Annotated in this window: 16 protein-coding genes; 7 read left to right on the top strand and 9 right to left on the bottom strand. The window is 69.4% G+C overall.

Annotation, left to right across the window (positions count from 1 at the left end; all coding sequences use genetic code 11):
• Positions 1-2: 2 nt before the first annotated feature.
• Complete coding sequence (locus tag K7711_RS32620; RefSeq protein ID WP_222974200.1) at positions 3-755, top strand: SDR family oxidoreductase; 753 nt, start codon at positions 3-5, stop codon at positions 753-755.
• A gap of 17 nt (positions 756-772) precedes the next feature.
• Here the strand turns inward: K7711_RS32620 and K7711_RS32615 are convergent, their stop codons facing one another.
• The 3 genes from K7711_RS32615 to K7711_RS32605 form a co-directional block, all read right to left on the bottom strand.
• Complete coding sequence (locus K7711_RS32615; protein WP_222974198.1) at positions 773-1,621, bottom strand: lysophospholipid acyltransferase family protein; 849 nt, start codon at positions 1,619-1,621, stop codon at positions 773-775.
• A gap of 302 nt (positions 1,622-1,923) precedes the next feature.
• Positions 1,924-2,583 (bottom strand): response regulator, encoded by a 660-nt coding sequence (locus tag K7711_RS32610; protein ID WP_222974197.1) that lies wholly within the window; start codon positions 2,581-2,583, stop codon positions 1,924-1,926.
• Complete coding sequence (locus tag K7711_RS32605; RefSeq protein ID WP_308015054.1) at positions 2,580-3,839, bottom strand: sensor histidine kinase; 1,260 nt, start codon at positions 3,837-3,839, stop codon at positions 2,580-2,582. The genes K7711_RS32610 and K7711_RS32605 overlap by 4 nt, the downstream gene beginning before the upstream one ends.
• Before the next feature lie 566 nt (positions 3,840-4,405).
• On the opposite strand from K7711_RS32605, the gene K7711_RS32600 reads away from it, so the two are divergent.
• On the top strand, positions 4,406-5,746 hold the full coding sequence (locus K7711_RS32600; RefSeq protein WP_040822047.1) for a M20/M25/M40 family metallo-hydrolase: 1,341 nt from the start codon (positions 4,406-4,408) through the stop codon (positions 5,744-5,746).
• Positions 5,747-5,810: 64 nt separating this feature from the next.
• Positions 5,811-6,353: a YbhB/YbcL family Raf kinase inhibitor-like protein gene (locus tag K7711_RS32595; protein WP_222974195.1), complete on the top strand. Its 543-nt coding sequence runs from the start codon at positions 5,811-5,813 to the stop codon at positions 6,351-6,353.
• A gap of 245 nt (positions 6,354-6,598) precedes the next feature.
• On the opposite strand, the gene K7711_RS32590 is transcribed toward K7711_RS32595, so the two are convergent.
• The 3 genes from K7711_RS32590 to K7711_RS32580 form a co-directional block, all read right to left on the bottom strand.
• Positions 6,599-8,425, bottom strand: coding sequence for an AMP-dependent synthetase/ligase (locus K7711_RS32590; RefSeq protein ID WP_222974193.1), 1,827 nt, complete (start codon positions 8,423-8,425; stop codon positions 6,599-6,601).
• A 267-nt stretch (positions 8,426-8,692) separates the two neighbouring features.
• Complete coding sequence (locus K7711_RS32585) at positions 8,693-9,346, bottom strand: GTP cyclohydrolase II (RefSeq protein ID WP_235748140.1); 654 nt, start codon at positions 9,344-9,346, stop codon at positions 8,693-8,695.
• Entirely contained in the window at positions 9,343-10,794 is a 1,452-nt protein-coding gene (locus K7711_RS32580; RefSeq protein WP_222974191.1) for a PfkB family carbohydrate kinase, read from the bottom strand. Before K7711_RS32580 ends, K7711_RS32585 begins: the two co-directional genes overlap by 4 nt.
• Before the next feature lie 443 nt (positions 10,795-11,237).
• Between K7711_RS32580 and K7711_RS32575 the strand changes: the two genes are divergently transcribed.
• On the top strand, positions 11,238-11,600 hold the full coding sequence (locus K7711_RS32575; RefSeq protein WP_222974189.1) for a hypothetical protein: 363 nt from the start codon (positions 11,238-11,240) through the stop codon (positions 11,598-11,600).
• Positions 11,601-11,640: 40 nt separating this feature from the next.
• On the opposite strand, the gene K7711_RS32570 is transcribed toward K7711_RS32575, so the two are convergent.
• Genes K7711_RS32570 through K7711_RS32560 form a run of 3 tightly spaced genes read right to left on the bottom strand, consistent with a single transcriptional unit; the run spans position 11,641 to position 14,032 of the window.
• The gene (locus K7711_RS32570) at positions 11,641-12,732 is read right to left on the bottom strand and encodes a quinone-dependent dihydroorotate dehydrogenase (RefSeq protein WP_222974188.1); all 1,092 of its coding nucleotides are present in this window, start codon (positions 12,730-12,732) and stop codon (positions 11,641-11,643) included.
• 5 nt (positions 12,733-12,737) lie between these two features.
• Positions 12,738-13,004 (bottom strand): DUF5703 family protein, encoded by a 267-nt coding sequence (locus tag K7711_RS32565; RefSeq protein WP_222974186.1) that lies wholly within the window; start codon positions 13,002-13,004, stop codon positions 12,738-12,740.
• Positions 13,004-14,032 carry an NHL repeat-containing protein gene (locus tag K7711_RS32560; protein WP_222974184.1) on the bottom strand — a complete coding sequence of 343 codons (1,029 nt, stop codon included), beginning with the start codon at positions 14,030-14,032 and terminating at the stop codon, positions 13,004-13,006. Before K7711_RS32560 ends, K7711_RS32565 begins: the two co-directional genes overlap by 1 nt.
• A gap of 252 nt (positions 14,033-14,284) precedes the next feature.
• On the opposite strand from K7711_RS32560, the gene K7711_RS32555 reads away from it, so the two are divergent.
• The 3 genes from K7711_RS32555 (at position 14,285) to K7711_RS32545 (ending at position 17,645) form a co-directional block, all read left to right on the top strand.
• Entirely contained in the window at positions 14,285-14,641 is a 357-nt protein-coding gene (locus K7711_RS32555; RefSeq protein ID WP_222974182.1) for a hypothetical protein, read from the top strand.
• Between the two features lie 243 nt (positions 14,642-14,884).
• Positions 14,885-15,436, top strand: a complete 552-nt coding sequence (locus K7711_RS32550) for a WKL family lipoprotein (RefSeq protein ID WP_222974180.1) — start codon at positions 14,885-14,887, stop codon at positions 15,434-15,436.
• A gap of 40 nt (positions 15,437-15,476) precedes the next feature.
• Positions 15,477-17,645: an MMPL family transporter gene (locus tag K7711_RS32545; protein ID WP_308015053.1), complete on the top strand. Its 2,169-nt coding sequence runs from the start codon at positions 15,477-15,479 to the stop codon at positions 17,643-17,645.
• Positions 17,646-17,647: the final 2 nt, after the last annotated feature.

The following is a 17,647-nucleotide window of genomic DNA, read 5'->3' as shown; positions in this document are numbered from 1 at the left end:
TCGTGTCCGAGCGCAAGATCGTTCTCGTCACCGGTGCCGGGACCGGCCTGGGCCGCGCGATCACCGTCGCGCTGAGCGCGGCGGGGCATCACGTCGTCGCCGCCGGTCGCACGGCCGCGACACTCGCGCAGACCGTCTCGGCCGCGCCGGATCCCGGTTCGGCCGAGGCCGTCGTCGCCGATGTCACCGATGCCGACTCGGTGCGGGAACTGTTCGAGCACGTCGAACGCCGTTGGTCCCGGCTCGACGTACTGATCAACAATGCCGGACTGTTCGGACCTTCCCAGCCGATCGAGCAGGTCGAGCATGCGCAGTGGCGTCGGGTGATCGACACGAATCTGACCGGGTCGTTCCTGTGCGCACAAGCCGCGTTCGGGTTGATGCGCCGCCAGGACCCCGCCGGCGGGCGGATCATCAACAACGGCTCGATCTCCGCGCACGTGCCGCGCCCGTACGCGGTGGCCTACACCGCGAGCAAGCACGCGGTGACCGGGCTGACCAAGGCGCTGGCCCTCGAGGGCCGCGCCCACGGCATCGCGGTCGGTCAGATCGATATCGGCAATGCGGCCACCGATCTGACTGCGGGAATCGCCGCGGGCGCGTTGCAGGCCGATGGCACCGTGCGCCCCGAGCCGACCATCGACGCGGCCGATGTGGCTCGGCTTCTCGTACAGACGATCGACCTCCCGCTGAACACCGCCGTGCCGTTCTTGACGGTGATGGCGACCGCGATGCCCTATATCGGGCGCGGCTGAACGACTCCCCGGGCGGGTCAGAGCAGTTCGGCCAGCGCGGACAACGGACCCGGCAGCCCGGCGAGATGCGTGCGGATGCCGGTGGTGACCGGATTGGGGGTCTCGGCGCGCAACCGGTCCAGTTCGGTCTGCATGGTGGACACGGTGTGCTCGTAGCAACGCTCGACCGTGGCGGTGTCGCAGTGGTCGCCCGGCTCGGTGGACCACTGCAGCGGCGGCAGGAAACTCACCTGCACCGAGGCCGGGAGCGGCACCTGCGGCAGGACCGGCGCGACACCGAAGGGCAGGCCCACGGTGTAGGGGAAAACCTTGGCGCGCAACAGCTTGTCCAGTCCGAGCAGTCGCGCGGTGCGTTCGCCGCGGCTGAGTACGAAGATCGCGTCGTGGCCGCCGTTGGCGACCGCGGGGATCACCGGGATGCCCAGTTCCAGGGCCAGGCGCACGAATCCGCAACGTCCGGCGAAATCGACCTTGCCGCGTTCGGTCCACGGACGGCACGCCTCCCAGTCGCCGCCGGGATACACCAGGACCGCCCCGCCGTCCTTGACCGCAGTGGTGGCCGCCTCCCGGCAGGCGGGCAGCACGCCGAGGCTCTGCAGGCTGTCGCGCAGAATCGGTGTACGCAACAGAATGTCGTGCGCGACACCGAAACTGGGCTCGCCGCGGCGGTGGTCGAGCATGGTCATGAAGGTGATCCACACCTCGGGGGCCCAGTAGATCGAGGAGTGGTTGCCGATGATCAGGGCCGGGCCCGCGGTGGGCAGGTTCTCGAGTCCGGTGACGCGCGGGGTGAAGTACTTGGTGTAAACGCGCGCGACGGGGATCAGCGGATGGTCGAGGTCGGGCATCGGTGCGGGGATGTTCATGTGCCTTCCTGTCTGTCGGGTCGCCAGGAGCACGGCAGCATCGTGTGCGCGTCGACGTCGTGTCCGTGCTGCGTGTGGGCACCTGACATCGTCGAGCGGCAGTGATCTGCCCTCGGTCACATCCCCGTTGATAGTCCCCGATGGGCCGCGTATCGCGCGGTCCGGTTCGGCGCGTAGCGCGATCGTCGTCGATCGCCGCGGCCGTCCTCCTGCACCAGCGACGGTAGCAAGACAAGCATTTGCTTGGTAGCAGATCGGGAACTACTGTGGGCTATCCCACTGCAATCGCGCGAGCCGGGGCCTCAGGCCCCGGGTCGCACCAATCCGTGCTGATGGGCGTACACCACCGCCTGAATCCGGTCGCGCACACCGAGTTTGGCCAGAACCCGGGACACGTGCGTCTTGACCGTCTCCTCACCGACATGCAGGGCCGCGGCGATCTCGCTGTTGCTGCGCGCATCGGCCAGCAGAAGCAGAACCTCTTTCTCCCGGGCGGTGAGCGTGGCCATCTCGGGCGGTTCGGCGCGATCGGTGAGCGTTCCGGCGAACCGCCCGGCCAGACGCCGCGTCATCGACGGGTCGATCACCGCGTCACCGCGCGCGGCGATGCGCACCGCGGCGATCAATTCCTCCGGGGGCAGCGTCTTGAGCAGGAACCCGCTGGCTCCGGCCTGCAACGCGCGCGCCAGGCTCGCTTCGCTGTCGTAGGTGGTCAACACCAGCACCCGGGTGCCCCCGGCCGCGACGATCGCCTCGGTGGCGGCCAGGCCGTCGAGTTTGGGCATGCGCACGTCCAGGATCGCCACATCGGGGCGCAGCCGGGACACCTCGGCCACGGCCGAACGGCCGTCCCCGACGTCGGCGACGCATTCGGTCTCCGGATGCGCCTGCACCACCGCGCGCAGCCCGGATCGGAACATGGCGTGGTCATCGGCGATCAGGACGCGGATCGGGGTGTTCATGTGCCTCCCAGGGGTAGCGATACCGTGATGCGCCAACCATTTTCGTCGTCGAGCCCGTAATCGACCGTGCCGCCGAACAATTCGGCACGTCGGCGGATCCCGTCCAGGCCGCGGTGCAGCGAATGTGTCGTATCGGGTTGTGCGGCGACCGGATTGGTCTCGGTGATCAGTACGCGATCGCCGCGTTCGTGCACCGTGAGATCCGCGCGGCCCGCACCGTGCCGCAGCGCGTTGGTGAGCATCTCCTGCACGATCCGGTACACCGTCACGTCCAGGGATTCCGGTAGCGGCGTGTCCGAACCGTGGGTGTGGATCTCGAGGTCCAGGCCCGCGGCGCGCACGTGCGCAGCCAGTTCTTCGATGTCGGCGAGTCCGGGCTGGCGGCGTCCGGCCTCGTCACGGCCGTGCAGCAGATCGAGTTGGCGGCGCAGATCGACCATGGCCGCGCGACTGCTGGCTTCCACCGCGGCCAGGGATCTGGTCGCCGGATCGTCGGGGACCGCACCGGGCGCGAGCGCCAGCCGCGCCGCGCCGGCGTGGATGCCGATGGCGCTGACGTGGTGGGAGATCACGTCGTGCAGGTCGCGGGCGATCGCCTCGCGTTCATCGGACAGCGCCCGGTCCAGCGCGGCGCGCTGTTCCTGGCGCCGAAGTCGTTCGCGCTGTTCGAGTTCGGCGATGTACGCGCCGCGGGCGGTGGTGTATCGCCCGACCAGCCACGGCAGCACTCCGGTCGATACCGCGGTCACGGCCAGTCGCCGCCAGTCGTGCATGGCCGGGCTGTCGGCGATCAGCGCGCTGCCGCACGCGCCCAGGCCCAGCAGCGGCACGATGATCAGCGAGGCCCGCCCCGACAACCAGGCACCGGCGCGGTATCCGGCGATGAGGAATCCCACGTCGCCCACACGCACCGGCAACCCGTGCCCGTGCAGCACCACAGCACCGGCCAGCCGCAGCACCACCTGTGCGACGGCCACCACCCCGGCGGTGCGAGGTGCGGCCGCGAAGGCCAGGTCGGCGGCTACGATGAGCACGGTCACCACGATCGCGGGCACCGGCGCCACGGCGAAGATTCCCGACAGCGCCAGGATCACCGTGTCCAGGATCGCGGTGGCGACGGCCACCAGCATCGACTGCCGAGACAGCGATCGCAGCACCCCGGCCAGGTCACCGCCCTCGGCCGAGCCGACATCACGCGCCGAGGCGAACAGGCGCGGCAGCCGCCCGCGATGCCCAGGCACCGATCCGGTAATCACGCCAGGGACGATACCCGCAGGCCACAGCCCGATCGTCCCGCGAGCGAGGGATGCCGCGTCCCCCGGTGGGGCGAGCAGCCCGCAACCCGCGGCATACGTGCGGACAAGCGCGGGGACTCGAATCGGCCGCGTTCCCGGAAGATCGACAGGGGGCCTGAACCCCGCTGCAGTGCAGAATAATACGCAGATCAGCCGCAGATGAGCGGGCAGGAGCATGGACAGTGTGGTTCGCGTGCTCTGCGCAGTGGACGCCGTCGCGGCCCGGCCGCGGAGGCCGCATGGCCCGCACCGGTCCTGGTGCTCGGTACCGCGCGGATGGCGCGGTTGCGGCGTGCGGAGACTGCGGTTTTCGCGAACCGACGGCGTTGCGGAACCGGTGATCGTGCCCGGTGATCTCTCCCGAACCGCGGTGGTCGGCTCCGGTGACGGCTATTGCGCGAACCGCCCGCGCCCCGGAGGCGGTGCCGCCTCCAGGGCGCACGGGATTACGCGCGGGCTGCGGGCAAAGCGTGGATGAGAGCTGGGGCAATGGTAGGAAGGGGTACGTGTCCGCAACTGGTGAAGATATGCGATCGGAATCGACCTCCCGCGCGGTATCGGAGGTGGTGGATCTGGTCAGTGCGCTGATCCGGTTCGACACCTCCAATACCGGGGATCTGGCCACGACCAAGGGGGAACGCGAATGCGCCGAGTGGGTGGCCGATCAGTTGCAGCAGGCCGGTTACACCACCGAATACGTGGAATCGGGTGCGCCGGGGCGCGGTAACGTCTTCGCTCGTCTGCGGGGTGCGGATCCGAGCCGGGGTGCGCTGATGATCCACGGGCATCTGGATGTGGTGCCCGCGGAGGCTTCGGACTGGAGTGTGCATCCGTTCTCCGGTGCGGTGCGCGACGGGTACGTGTGGGGCCGCGGCGCGATCGATATGAAAGACATGGTCGGCATGACGCTGGCCGTGGCACGGCAGTTGAAGATCGAGGGCACGGTCCCGCCGCGGGATCTGGTGTTCGCGTTCCTGGCCGATGAGGAGAACGGCGGACGCTGGGGCTCGCAGTGGCTGGCCGATAATCGGCCCGATCTGTTCGAGGGTGTCACCGAGGCCGTTGGCGAGGTGGGCGGGTTCTCGTTGACCGTGCCGCGCCCGGACGGCACCGAGCGGCGGCTGTATCTGGTGGAGACCGCGGAGAAGGGTCTGGGCTGGATGCGCTTGCGCGCCAAGGCTCGCGCCGGGCACGGGTCGTTCCTGCACGAGGACAACGCGGTCACGATCCTGGCCGATGCGGTCGCGCGACTGGGCAAACACACCTTCCCGCTGGTGCTCTCGGATTCGGTCGCGGAATTCCTGGCCGCGGTGTCCGAGGAGTCCGGTCTGCAGTTCGATCCCGACAGCCCCGATATCGAGGGCCAGCTGGCGAAGTTGGGCACGATCTCGCGCATCATCGGCGCGACCCTGCGCGATACCGCCAATCCGACGATGCTGCAGGCCGGATACAAGGCCAACGTCATTCCCCAGACCGCGGAGGCAGTGGTGGACTGCCGGGTGGTGCCGGGCCGGCAGGCCGCGTTCGAACGGGAGGTCGACGAGCTGATCGGCCCGGATGTGGAGCGCGAGTGGATCACCAAACTCGACTCCTACGAAACCACGTTCGACGGGCATCTGGTCGACGCGATGAACGCCGCGGTGCTGGCCCACGACCCGAACGGCCGCACGGTGCCGTATATGCTCTCCGGCGGCACCGACGCGAAGGCGTTCGCGCGCTTGGGAATTCGCTGCTTCGGTTTCGCACCGCTGCAGTTGCCGCCCGAGCTGGACTTCTCGGCGCTGTTCCATGGCGTGGACGAGCGGGTTCCGGTAACCGCACTGGAGTTCGGCACCAAGGTTTTGGAACACTTCCTGCTGAACAGCTGACGATTCGAACGTGCGCTGGGCCGGTGCGGTCCGGCGCGGATCTCGACGACGAAAGGACGGCCCCGTGCCCGACTATTCCTACAACCCGTACGCGTCGCTGCCGCAGTTGCCGACGTTCGCGCTGACCTCGGCGGATGTGAGCGACGGCAGCGCGTTCGCCCTCGAGCAGGCCAGTGGCGCGTTCGGTGTGCCCGGCGGCAAAGATGTGTCCCCGCAGCTGTCGTGGTCGGGTTTCCCGGCCGAGACCAAGAGCTTCGCGGTGACCGTGTTCGATCCGGATGCGCCGACCGCGTCGGGTTTCTGGCACTGGGCGGTGGCCGATATTCCGGCCACGGTCACCTCCTTGGAGGGCGGGGCAGGGAGTTCGGGCGGCACGCTGCCCGCCGGAGCGGTGCAGTTGAACAACGACGGCGGTTTCCCCGGATTCGTCGGCGCGGGCCCCCCTCCCGGGCACGGCTACCACCGGTATTTCATCACCGTGCACGCGGTGGACGTGGAGAGCCTGGGCGTGGGCGCGGACGCCACGTCTGCTTTCCTGGGCTTCAACCTGTTCTCGCACGCGATCGGTCGCGCGCAGATCGTCGCCACGTTCGAAGTCAAGGGCTGATTTCGGCTCGATACTGTGGCCCCGGACGTATTGTCCGGGGCCGCAGTGCATTTCGAATGTTCAACGCTGAGCATCGGAGGTGGTGGGTGCACATGTCGCCTGCTGGGCCGAGATCGCGAGGAAACCAGGCTCGGCCGCACCCCGCGCGGCCCCCGTTCCCCGCTGTCGGCTCGGTTGATGCGCGGGTCGACGGCGGAAGTGTCAGGGCCGCAACGGGATTCACCTCGGTGCGCGGCGGTGGATCGTTATCCGAGGCTGGCGACTCCGTCGGGGACCGGGTCGGTGTAGAGGCCGGTGATCTCGGCGGCGTATTTCGCGGCGATGGGTGCGCGTTTGAGCTTGAGGGTGGGGGTGATCTCCTCGCCGCCGGGTTCCCAGGCGCGCGCCACGATCCGGAATCGTTTGATCTGTTCGACGCGCGCGAGCCGGGCGTTGCCGGATTCGACCGCGGTGCGGACCTCGGCGAGGATCTGCGGGTGCGCGCACAGTTCGGCGAGTCCGGCCTCGGGTGTGCCGAGTGTCCTGGCGCGCAGCGCGGCGGTGTCGGGGTCGAGCACGATCAGCGCGCTGATGTACGGTTTCGCATCGCCGATGGCCACGACCTGTGCGATGAGCGAGGACGCCGAAGCGATGGCGTTCTCGATGTTGGTGGGGGAGAGGTTCTTTCCCGCCGCGGTGATGAGCAGTTCCTTCTTGCGGTCCACGATCGTGACATAGCCGTCCTCGGCGATGGTGGCGATATCGCCGGTGTGCAGCCAGCCTTCGGCATCGAGCGCTTCGGCGGTCTTGTCCGGCATACCGCGGTAGCCGTGGGTGACGATGGATCCGCGGATCAGCAGTTCACCGTCGTCGCCGAGGCGTACCTGCATCCCGTCCATGACCCTGCCCACCGACCCGGGCCGGGGTGCGTCGAGTTCGGTGTAGGTGCCCACGCCGCTGGTTTCGGACATGCCCCACACCTCGGTGACCGTGAAACCCAGTCCCAGAAGGTATTCCAGCGTTTCGGGCGGGATGGCCGCCGCGCCGGAGGACGCGACACGCAACTCGTCCAGGCCGAGTGCGCGGCGCAGGGTGGACAGCACCAGGGCATCGGCGATCCGATGTTGTGCCGCCAGAATCGGATTCACGCCCTTGTGGGCCAATCGTGCTCGCGCGTGGGTGATTCCGACGCCGATCGCCCAGCCGGCCAGTGCCTTGCGCAGCGGGCTCGGTTCGGCGGCGAGCTCGGCGTCGATGCCGGCTTTGATCTTCTGCCACACCCGGGGGACGCCGAAGAAGGTGGTGGGGCGCGCGTCGGGCAGTGCGGCGGCGATCTGGCGCGCGTCGGGGACGCAGGTGATCGTGATGCCGGTGAACAGGTTCATGCAGTGTCCGGAGATCCGGTCCGCGACGTGGGCCGAGGGCAGGTAGGACACCGCGCGGTCGTCCGGGCCGACCCGCATCGGGCCCTGCAGACCGGTGATCTGGGCGATGACGTTCTCGTGGGTGAGTTCCACGCCCTTGGACGGGCCGGTGGTGCCGGAGGTGTAGATCAGGGTGGCCAGATCCTGCGGCTGCACCGCGCGCCAGGCGGCGTCGAAGTCGAAATCGGGCGCGGGATTCGACTCGAGCTCGTCGAGTGGGACGGCACCCTCGGCGGTGCCGTCGACCAGCACGATGTGCTCGAGTTCGATGCCCGAACCGCGCACCGCGTCCAGGAATGCGCGTTCGGTGATGACGACCGTGTTGCCCGCGTTGGTGAACACGTGCGCGATCTGCTCGGGTGAGCTGGTGTTGTACACCGAGAACGGTGTCGCGCCCACATGCAGTACCGCGGTGTCGGCCAGATTGAATTCGGGCCGGTTGGTGAGCATGATGCCGACCGTATCGCCGTGGCGCACACCGAGTCCGGCCAGTCCGGCCGCGATCGCGCGGACCCGGCGATCGTAGTCGGCCCAGGTGATCTGCACGGTCCCGCCGACCGTGCGCAGGGCCACCTGATGCGGGCGCAGCCGCAGGGTCTCCTGGAACGCCTGCGGCACGGTGCGCACCACCGCGCCGGACTGATGTGTGTAGCTGATCTGAGTGTTCATATCCCTGTCCCGATACCTCGTGCGGGCCGAGCCGAGGCGACGCTCCGCACGGTGTGCGCAACGAGCTCGACCCACAGGGTGTCGGTGATCACATGGCCGATCGCGACTCCGGCGTCACGTCACCGAGTGACGCGGCTCACTCATGGTATCGGCCGCCACGTCGCTCGCAGGGTTATCGCACGATCGCCGAACGCGACGTCACAGGTGCGTCGCACCATCGGTGGCCTCGGACGCCGGCGCCGCACGAAACGCTGCCGAGGCGAATGATCAGGACAGGTCCGGCGCCCAGGGGGCGTCGTCGGTGGGGATCCAGTGGTGGCGGTGGCGGCGTTTGGCGTCGAGGTAGTCGCTGGCGCGTTCGCTCAGGGCGGTGGTGCGCAGGGGCACGACGGTGACGGTGAGGCCGGTGTCGATGACCGCGGCGGCCTTGGCCGGGTTGTTGGTGAGCAGTTGGATCCGGCCGATTCCGAGGGTGACCAGCAGTTTGTACAGGCTTTGCGCGGCACCGGTGTAGGTGCGTGCGTCGGCGGGGTAGCCCAGGGCCTCGTAGCTGGTGAAGGTGTCGGTGCCGGATTGTTCGCTGTGCCGGTAGCCGCGGGCCTTGGCCAGCAGGCCCAGGCCACGGCCCTCCTGTTCGAGGTAGATCAGCACGCCCGCACCGGCGTCCTGGATCATGTCCAGGGTTTTGTCCAGTTCGGGGCCGCAGTCGCAGTCGTCCGAGCGCAGCGACTCCCCGTACAGGCAGCGGGAATGGATGCGGACCAGGCAGTTATCGGCCGGTCGGCCGAATATCAGGAGGTGGCCGTGGTCGGTGACGCCGCCGATCTCGTGCACCTGTAACGGCAGTTCGCGGCCCCCGCGGCTGAAGGTGTGCTCGGTGTCCGCGGGGGATCCGAGGGGCGGGGGCAGGACAGTGGTCAACGTTCCTCCGAAGCGAGTTTCACGATGTGGTCGATCCGGTCGGCCGGCGGCATGGCACTGGGAACATCATCGAGCGACTGTGTGGCTACCATCGCGGCTGTCGCCCAGGTGAAGTCGCCCGTATCGGCGGGGTGCCGCGACCGCAGCAGACGATACGCCAGCGCGGCGGAGAATGCGGCATGAGCACCGGGCGAGCCGGTGAGCAGCGCGGGAAATGGGGGGATGTCCACGTTCAACCGGTCCGAACGTACCGAACAGCCGAAATCGTCGATGCTGCAGACGGTTTCCACGCCGTGCATACGCAACTGCCAGGCCGCCTCGGCGGTGCCGGTGAGCATGCGCAACTCGTCGCTGCTGCCGATGAGGTAGTCCACGACGCGCAGATGCGGGTAGAGCCGTTCGGGGCGGGTGACCGGGGGCGCGGCGTGCACGATCAGGGTCGGGCGTGGTTCGAGTGCGCCGACGGTGGCCAGGACGTGCTCCAGGATGGGCACGGGTTGTTCGAAACTCATCAGCACCGCGTCCGCGCCGCGCAGCGCCCGGTGTGTGGCGGGGGAGTTGAGATCCTCGGCGGTCAGGACGGCGGGGTCGGCCTTGCAGGCGATGATGGCCTGTTCTCCCGACGGGGCGACGATCACGGCGGTGACCGGGGTCGGGGTGCTCGGGACGATCTTGATCAGGTCGGTGCGGACCTGCTGGTCGTGCAGGAAGTCCAGGATCTGGCGGCCGGCCTCGTCGTCGCCGACCGCGGCCATCAGGTGCACCTCGAGCCCGAGGCGCGCGAGCGCGACGGCACGTGCCAGGCCCTTGCCGCCGGGGTGGGCGATGAAACTGCCGGTGGCGGTGCTGTGCGCCTGGGGGATGCGCTCGACGCGGTAGAGGTGGTCGATCACCGCGTCGCCCACGACGGTGACGCGGCCGCGGACCTGGTCGCCGGTGCCCGCGGTGGTGTCGGCCGGGTGCGATCCGTAGGTGGTGCCGTCCACCAGCAGGCGTGCGAGTTCGGTGAAGGCGCGGTGCTCGGGGGTTCGGCGTAACTGGCTGAGTGTCGGTGCGGGCGGGATGGTCTCGGCCTTGACCGCTTCGTGCAGGGGCCGCCACTGCCGGCACAAATATTCTCGGCGCTCGCCGAGATCCTCGGCGTAGAGGCGCTCGGGGTCGATCTGTGCGGAGCGGGTGTCATCGAGCAGGCCCAGAGCCAGTTCGGCGTCGGCGATGAGACGGTCGGTGGCGGGCATGCGCCGGACCATCTCGCGCAGGACCGGGGCCACCGCGTCCTGGCGGCGCAGCCCGAGGCGGTCCGCGTGCTGTGCGATGACGCGCAGATCCAGCAGTGCCGCGGCGTCGATCTCGGTGCTGTCCAAGCGATTCGAGCGCAGGCCGCGGCGTTTGCGCAGCCGGGACAGCACATTGCGCACGGCCTCGATCGCCGCGTCGTTTCCGGCCATGGGACCGACCACCTCCGTTCCGGTGCGCTCATCGCCGGATCGGATGCGAGACCGACAAACCGGCGATTGCCGGTTTATCGACCATCAATTCCGGCAATTCCCAACTTATCCCGACATTTGTCGCTGTGGAACGGCAAGTGCCATAATGAAATCGACGATCTCGAGCGCCCCTGCTCCGGGGAGGTCATCATGCTGGGAGCGATTCGACCCAGGCGGTGTATCCGTCGGCGACGGTCGATCCGGGTCGACGGCGAGTCCGACATGGCCGCGGTCGGTGCCCATCGGTGGATTCATTGACCGCGCACGAGCAATGCCGGGCCCAGAGTGTCCGGCCAGAAGATCACCTACACTGCACGCCCTCGGCGGTTGCGGCCGATCGCGTGGGTAGGCCCTTTTCCGGTGCAGCATCCCGACTGCCCGGCGGCACACGAGAGGAGAACCTCGTGACCATCGAGACGACCCCCTGGGCGATGAGCAGCGATCGCACACCCGAGCACGCGTGGCGGGTGGTCGCTGTGGGCGCGGCGGTCTGGCGGCTGAGCTGGCTGCCCGATCACCGGCTCACCTTCGAACAGGCCCGCGCGGGCATGGAGTTGGACGAGCTGCTCAGCGATCCGGCCGCGGTGCACGACATGGAGGCGCATCGGCAGGTGACCGTGCATTCGGCCACGCTCGGTGTGCGGTACGAGCACGCGGTGCTGTTGCTGGCGCGCCGGATGCTCGAGCGGCTGCGACGGCATTCGGGCGGGCGCAGCCCGCGCGAGGCCGAACCGGTGTTGTCGGGATGGATGACGCCGAGTCTGTGAGCGGGCTCGCCACGCGGGGGTCTGTGCGGTCGGCCCAGGCTCAGGCGTGGCGCGCGCCGACCGCGTCGGCGATGGTGGTGTAGCCGTCCGCGCGCAGCCGCGCGGCCAGGCCGCGATGCAGGTGGCGGGTCCACAGCGGCCCGCCGTAGATGAATCCGGTGTAGCCCTGCAGCAGGGTCGCACCGGCCAGGATGCGTTCGTAGGCCTGGTCCGCGGTTTCGATGCCACCGACCGAGATCAGCACCAGCCGGTCGCCGACCCGCGCGTACAGCCGGCGCAGCACCTCGAGGGCGCGCTCGGCGACCGGCGGGCCCGACAGCCCGCCCGCGCCCATCGCGGCGACCTGGTCGGCGGGGGTGCGCAGTCCCTCGCGCCCGACGGTGGTGTTGGCGGCCACGATCCCGGCCAGGCCGAGTTCCAGGGCCAGATCCGCGACCGCGTCGATGTCCTCGTCGGACAGATCCGGGGCGATCTTCACCAGCACCGGCACGCGAGGTGCACCGCTGTCCTCGGCGAGGCACTCCAGGACCGCGGCCAGCAGCGGGCGCAGTGATTCGACCGCCTGCAGGTCGCGCAGGCCCGGGGTGTTGGGGGAGCTGACGTTGACCACGACGAAATCCGCGAGCGGGCCCAGCAGCCCGGCGCTGGTGACGTAGTCCTGCGCGGCCTGTTCGGCGGGCACGATCTTGGTCTTGCCGATGTTCGCGCCGATCGGCACACCGCCGGGCCGCCGGTCGCGCAGTCGCTGTGCCGCCGCGGCCGCACCCTCGTTGTTGAACCCCATCCGGTTGATCAGCCCACGGTCCGCGGGCAGCCGGAACAGCCGTGGGGCCGGGTTGCCCGGCTGCGCCTGCGCGGTGACCGTGCCGACCTCCGCGAAACCGAAACCCAGTGGGCCCCAAGCGTTCACGCCCTCGGCGTTCTTGTCGAACCCGGCGGCCAATCCCACCGGCGCGGGGAACCGCACCCCGAACGCGGTGGTGGCCAGGATCGGATCGTCGGTGACCGCCAGGCGGGCCAGGATCGCGCGCGTGGGTGCGAAGCTGGTCGCCAGGCGCATCGCGGCGAACGCCAGGTGGTGGATTCGTTCGGGGGGTAGCAGGAACATCAAGCGCAGCAACAGCGAATACATGCGGCTCACATCCCCGGTTCCGGCACCGGGAGGGAGGTTTTGCGCCGCCGCAGCAATACGCGGCGACTGCCGTCGGTGTACGCGCGGACCCGCGAGAGTTCCCAGCCGCCGTACTCGGCGTGGATGGACAGCCGGATCGATGCGGTAACCCGATTGACCTCCGGGGGTAATCGCAACGGTATGTACTCCCATTCCCCGTCGTCGCTGAGCTCCTCCCAGCTCGCCGGAATCGACCGCCTGCCGGGTGAACGGTGCGCAGAGGCCCGAGCCATCACTGCCCTCTCTTCCTCTCGTCCGCGCCGATCCGCTGCAGACCGTCGCCGGTCGCGGACCCCACGAACAGGTCGCCGGTGCGGGAGTCGACAGTCACCGAGTTCGGCTGGCGCACGCTGGCGTAGCGACCCACCTCCACCGGTATACCCGTCGACAGGTCGAACCCGGCGATCTGATTGCTACCGGTGAGAGTGACCCACACGGTCTCGGACCGCTGATCATAGGCCAGCGCGTAGGGCGCGGAGGCCAGCGGGAACATCTGACGCATCACCAGCGGATCGGCGGTGTACACCAGCAGCGCACCGCCCGCGGTGTCGGTGACCAGCATCCGCCCGAAGTGATCGGTGACGACGTTGGTCGCGCCCTGTCCGGCGCGCAGGGCCAGTGCGGGGCGCGCGCGGGCGATATCGGCCTGGGTCAGGGTGGTCTGGGTGCGGTCCAGCGTCACGACCGCGTTGCCGGGGGCGACGATCTGCTCGCCGCTCATCCCGTTGATCGTGTGCACCACATGCCCGTCCGCGGCCAGGATCAGCACCCGGCCCTCGGCCAGGGCCACGGCCTCGGTGCCGTCGGGACGCTGGGCGACCGAACGGACCTGCCCGTCCACCGCGGTGGCGTGCACGGTGCCCGCGGCCACGTCGATGTGCAGCACCGTGCGTCCGGCCGCGGCCAGGACCTGTCCGGCCGGTCCGGGCACGAGCGCGCTCGTGCGCGCGGGCAGGGTGAGGGTGCGTTCGGGGGCCGCGCCGGTGGGGTCCTGGATGCGCACGGTGACGCCGTCGCCGTCCAGCAGCACCAGATCTCCGGTGGCGGGTTCGGCGAGCAGGGCCGCCAGAGGCCCGGACGCAGTGACCGTGCCCGCGGGGGCGGTGTGCTGGACCGGTGCGGTCGCGGCGCTGGCCGGCGCGGCGGAGGGGGCGCTGTCGCTGCTGCTGGAATGCTTGGCGCAGCCGCTCAGCAGTGCCGCCGCCACGACCGCTGCCACCGCCGCCGCACACACCGATCGGCTCACACCGTGAGCGCGCATAGTCCGAACTCCTTCTCACCTGCCACCGGTGCGCTGTCGGCACCGCCCCGGACCGTGCGCGGTGACCTGTGGTCGCCGCGGGTGGCCCGGCCCGCTCATGCGGGCTTTCTTATCTGACCATGATCGCGGACCGGACCGGCTCGCCGGGGTGGTTCCGGGCACGTGGGCGCGTCGCGGGCGCGCGTCGGTGCGGGTTCGTCGGTGCCCGGCGTTACGGTGGACGAGCGTATACGGCCAGATCAGGAGACTCGGTTGAGCACAGAACCACCGTGCGGTTTTTCCGTCGAGGACATCACCGTCGGCGCGTTCGCGCACGGGTTCGGCACCACCGCGGACGGACGCTCGTTCGCGTTCCGCACCGTGCGCGGCACACTGACCCTCGAGATCTATCGCACCGACACCCCCACGCAGGTCCCGGGCCCGGAGGATGTGACCGCCGTCGCGCGGGCCCGGGTCACCGACATCGACCTGGACGACGAGCGCAGCGTCATCGCCCTGGTGCACGATCTGATCCCGACCGCGGTGCCGGTGATCCCCGACGCCCGCCGCGAGCCCGCCACGGTGCGCGCGCTGCTGCTGCGCCTGAGCGCGGTCATCGACAGCATGTAATCGCCTGGGCTCCAACGCATCTCGCTCACCCGCGCGCGGCGCCCCGGACCGCCCGCGCAAATGGCCGCGCCCGGCCGGGCCGCGAACACGCCGGAGCGCCCGAGCGTCCGCGGGCCACGCGGTTCACCTACCTTGGTGGGTGTGAACGCTCGGCGGGGTCGAGCCGCAGTCGATGGCATATCCGCATGACGGACTGGTGGGACAGTGAGAAGTACGGTTAACTTCGAGGCCGTGAGGATGGCTATGGCAGTGCGAGGAACGTCCCGGCGGGTGCGGATCGGCGGTGCGCTCGCGGCACTGGCCGGGGTGGTTGCGCTCACCGCGGCGTGCAGCAGTGATCCGGACGAGGCATCGGTGGCCGCGGCCCGATCCTCCGCCTACGCCGCGCTGAGTTCCTCCTCGCAGGCCGCGGTCGCCAGTTCGGCGAACCGGCCGCCGATCCCGACCGCCGCGCAACTGGACACCCAGCTCAAACGCGCCCTGGATCCCGCACTGCCGGACAGTGATCGCACGAACCTGATCCAGGACGGCGCGGCGTTCCGCTCGGCCATCCCCGACATGTACAAGGCGCTGCACGAACATCCCAACGCGGTGTACGGGGTGGTGGATCCGGTGTTCGACAACCACGACGGCACGCTGACCGCGACCCTGCGCCTGGACAAGGACGGCAGCGGGGAGAACGTGCGCACCACCGTCATGCACTTCGTCGATCTCGACGGCACGTGGAAGATCTCCCGCACCGACCTGTGCGGCATCCTGCGCTCGGCGGACTACCAGACCCCGGCCTGCGGCTGATCCGGGACCGGGCGGAACGGGAAAACGATTGAGCCGCACAGTGACCGAGCCTGTGAGCACCGAGCCCGCGCGCACCGAACAGGGGCGATTCCGGGAGCTGTCGCTGTGGTGGGGCCGGTTCGTGCACCGCCACCGCTATCCGGTGCTGGCGGTGTTCATCCTGCTGGTCGCGGTGTCCGGGTTCTGCGGCCGCGATCTGGGACCCCGCCTGACCCAGGGCGGCTGGTTCGACGACCACAGCGAATCGGTGGTCGCCTCGCAACTGGCCGATGAGACCTTCGGCCGGGACACCGACGCCGATGTGATCGTCCTGTACACCGCCCCGCCGGGGCACACCCTCGACGATCCGGCCGTCCACGACGCGATCGCCACCGCCCTGACGAACCTGCACGACCGGTACCCGGACCGGATCAAGAAGATCGATAGCTATTTCGACGGCCCGATGATGGGCCGGTTCGCCGACGCCACCCGCACACACGCCTTCGCCAGTATCGGACTGCGCGGGCAGGACACCGAAACGGTGAACAACTACCTGGCCATCGAGGACCAGCTCGGCGCGGGCGCGGCCGGGGCGGGACCGGGCGGCACGACGGTGCAGCTGGCCGGACTGCAACCGGTGGTCGAGGGCATCAATCTCGGGATGCAGCACGACATCCGGCGCGCCGAGCTGATCGCCCTGCCACTGGTGGCGATCCTGCTGTTCTTCGTGTTCGGCGGCGTGGTCGGCGCGCTGCTGCCGGTGCTGATCGGCGGGATGACCGTACTGGGCACCCAGGGCATCATCCGGGCGCTGACCGACGTGATCGATGTGAACGTGTTCGCCAGCGCCGTGGTGACATTGGTGAGCCTGGGTCTGGCGATCGATTACGGGCTCTTCGCGGTGACCAGATTCCGGGAAGAACTCGCCGCTGGGCACACCGTGGAGGAGGCCACCGCCGCCACCGTGGCGACCGCGGGACGCACCGTGCTGTTCTCCGCGGCGATCATCGCGGTGAGCCTGGGCGCGTTGTTCATCTATCCGCATCAGGTGCTGCGGTCGGTGCCCTACGGCGGGATCAGCGCGGTGTTGCTGGCCGCGGTGTTGTCGGTGACCGCGCTGCCGGCGCTGCTGAGCATCGTGGGCACCCGGGTGGACATGTGGGGCTGGCATCGCCTGGCCAGTGTGCGCAGCGCCGACCCCGTGGAGATCTCCCCGACGTTGCGCGATCAGCGCGGGCAAGGGTTCTTCTCGGATCTGGCGTTGTTCGCGATGCGCCGTCCGGTGCGGGTCATCGTGCCGGTGGTGCTGGGACTGCTGGTGCTGCTGATCCCGTTCCGGAACATCGAATTCGGCGGATTGAGCGAACGCTATCTGGCCTCGGACAATCCCGCGCGGGTGGCGCAGCAGGACTTCGACCGGCTGTTCCCGGACTTCCGCACCCAGCCGCTCAAACTCGTCGTGGTGGGCGCGAATCCGCAACAGCTCTCCGACATCCGGTTCCAGGCGAATTTCGCGCCCGGACTGACCGGGCCGTTCGAACCGACCGCGCCGACCACGCACGGCATCAACGTGCTCTCGGCCGGACTGGTCGATCAGCAGCATCCCGACGCGGCGATCGACACCGTGCGCGCGATCCCGCATCCACCCGGTGTCCGGGTGATGGTCGCGGGGGTTCCGGCGCTCGAGCGGGACAGCATCCGCGGCCTGATCGACGGGTTGCCGCTGTTGGCGGCGATTCTGATCTGCGCGGCGATCGCGCTGATGTACGTGGCGTTCCGGTCGCTGATCCTGGCGGTGAAAGCGGTGGTGATGAGCGCGCTGAGCCTGGGCGCGACTCTGGGTGTGCTGACCTGGATCTTCGTCGAGGGGCACGGTGCCGGGCTGTTCAACTTCACCGCGGGGCCGTTGATGTTCGCGGTGCTGGTGCTGATCGTGACGGTGCTGTTCGGGCTGTCCACCGACTACGAGGTGTTCCTGCAGTCCCGGATGACCGAGGCCCGCGCGGGCGGCGCCCCGGCGCAGGAGGCGATCCGCTACGGCATCGCGCACACCGGCGGGGTGATCACCTCGGCGGCGGCGATCCTGATCGTGGTCACCGGCGCGTTCGGGTTCTCGGATCTGGTGCTGATGAAGTACATCGCGTACGGGATGATCGCCGCACTGGTGCTCGATGCCACGGTGATCCGGCTGCTGTTGACCCCCGCGGTGCTGAAACTGGTGTGGCGCTGAGC

Origin of the sequence: Nocardia coffeae, assembly GCF_019890715.1 — a bacterium.
GTDB lineage: Bacteria > Actinomycetota > Actinomycetes > Mycobacteriales > Mycobacteriaceae > Nocardia > Nocardia jiangxiensis.
Note: the sequence above shows the minus strand (reverse complement) of the source record. Positions and strands in the feature narration are given on the sequence as shown.

Bases quoted from the DNA above. Each gene is read 5' to 3' on its own strand.
- K7711_RS32615 (WP_222974198.1), bottom strand. From the start codon at position 1,621: ATGAACATCCCCGCACCGATGCCCGACCTCGACCATCCGCTGATCCCC.
- K7711_RS32610 (WP_222974197.1), bottom strand. From the start codon at position 2,583: ATGAACACCCCGATCCGCGTCCTGATCGCCGATGACCACGCCATGTTC.
- K7711_RS32600 (WP_040822047.1), top strand. From the start codon at position 4,406: ATGCGATCGGAATCGACCTCCCGCGCGGTATCGGAGGTGGTGGATCTG.
- K7711_RS32590 (WP_222974193.1), bottom strand. From the start codon at position 8,425: ATGAACACTCAGATCAGCTACACACATCAGTCCGGCGCGGTGGTGCGC.
- K7711_RS32580 (WP_222974191.1), bottom strand. From the start codon at position 10,794: ATGGCCGGAAACGACGCGGCGATCGAGGCCGTGCGCAATGTGCTGTCC.
- K7711_RS32570 (WP_222974188.1), bottom strand. From the start codon at position 12,732: ATGTATTCGCTGTTGCTGCGCTTGATGTTCCTGCTACCCCCCGAACGA.
- K7711_RS32565 (WP_222974186.1), bottom strand. From the start codon at position 13,004: ATGGCTCGGGCCTCTGCGCACCGTTCACCCGGCAGGCGGTCGATTCCG.
- K7711_RS32560 (WP_222974184.1), bottom strand. From the start codon at position 14,032: ATGCGCGCTCACGGTGTGAGCCGATCGGTGTGTGCGGCGGCGGTGGCA.
- K7711_RS32550 (WP_222974180.1), top strand. From the start codon at position 14,885: ATGGCAGTGCGAGGAACGTCCCGGCGGGTGCGGATCGGCGGTGCGCTC.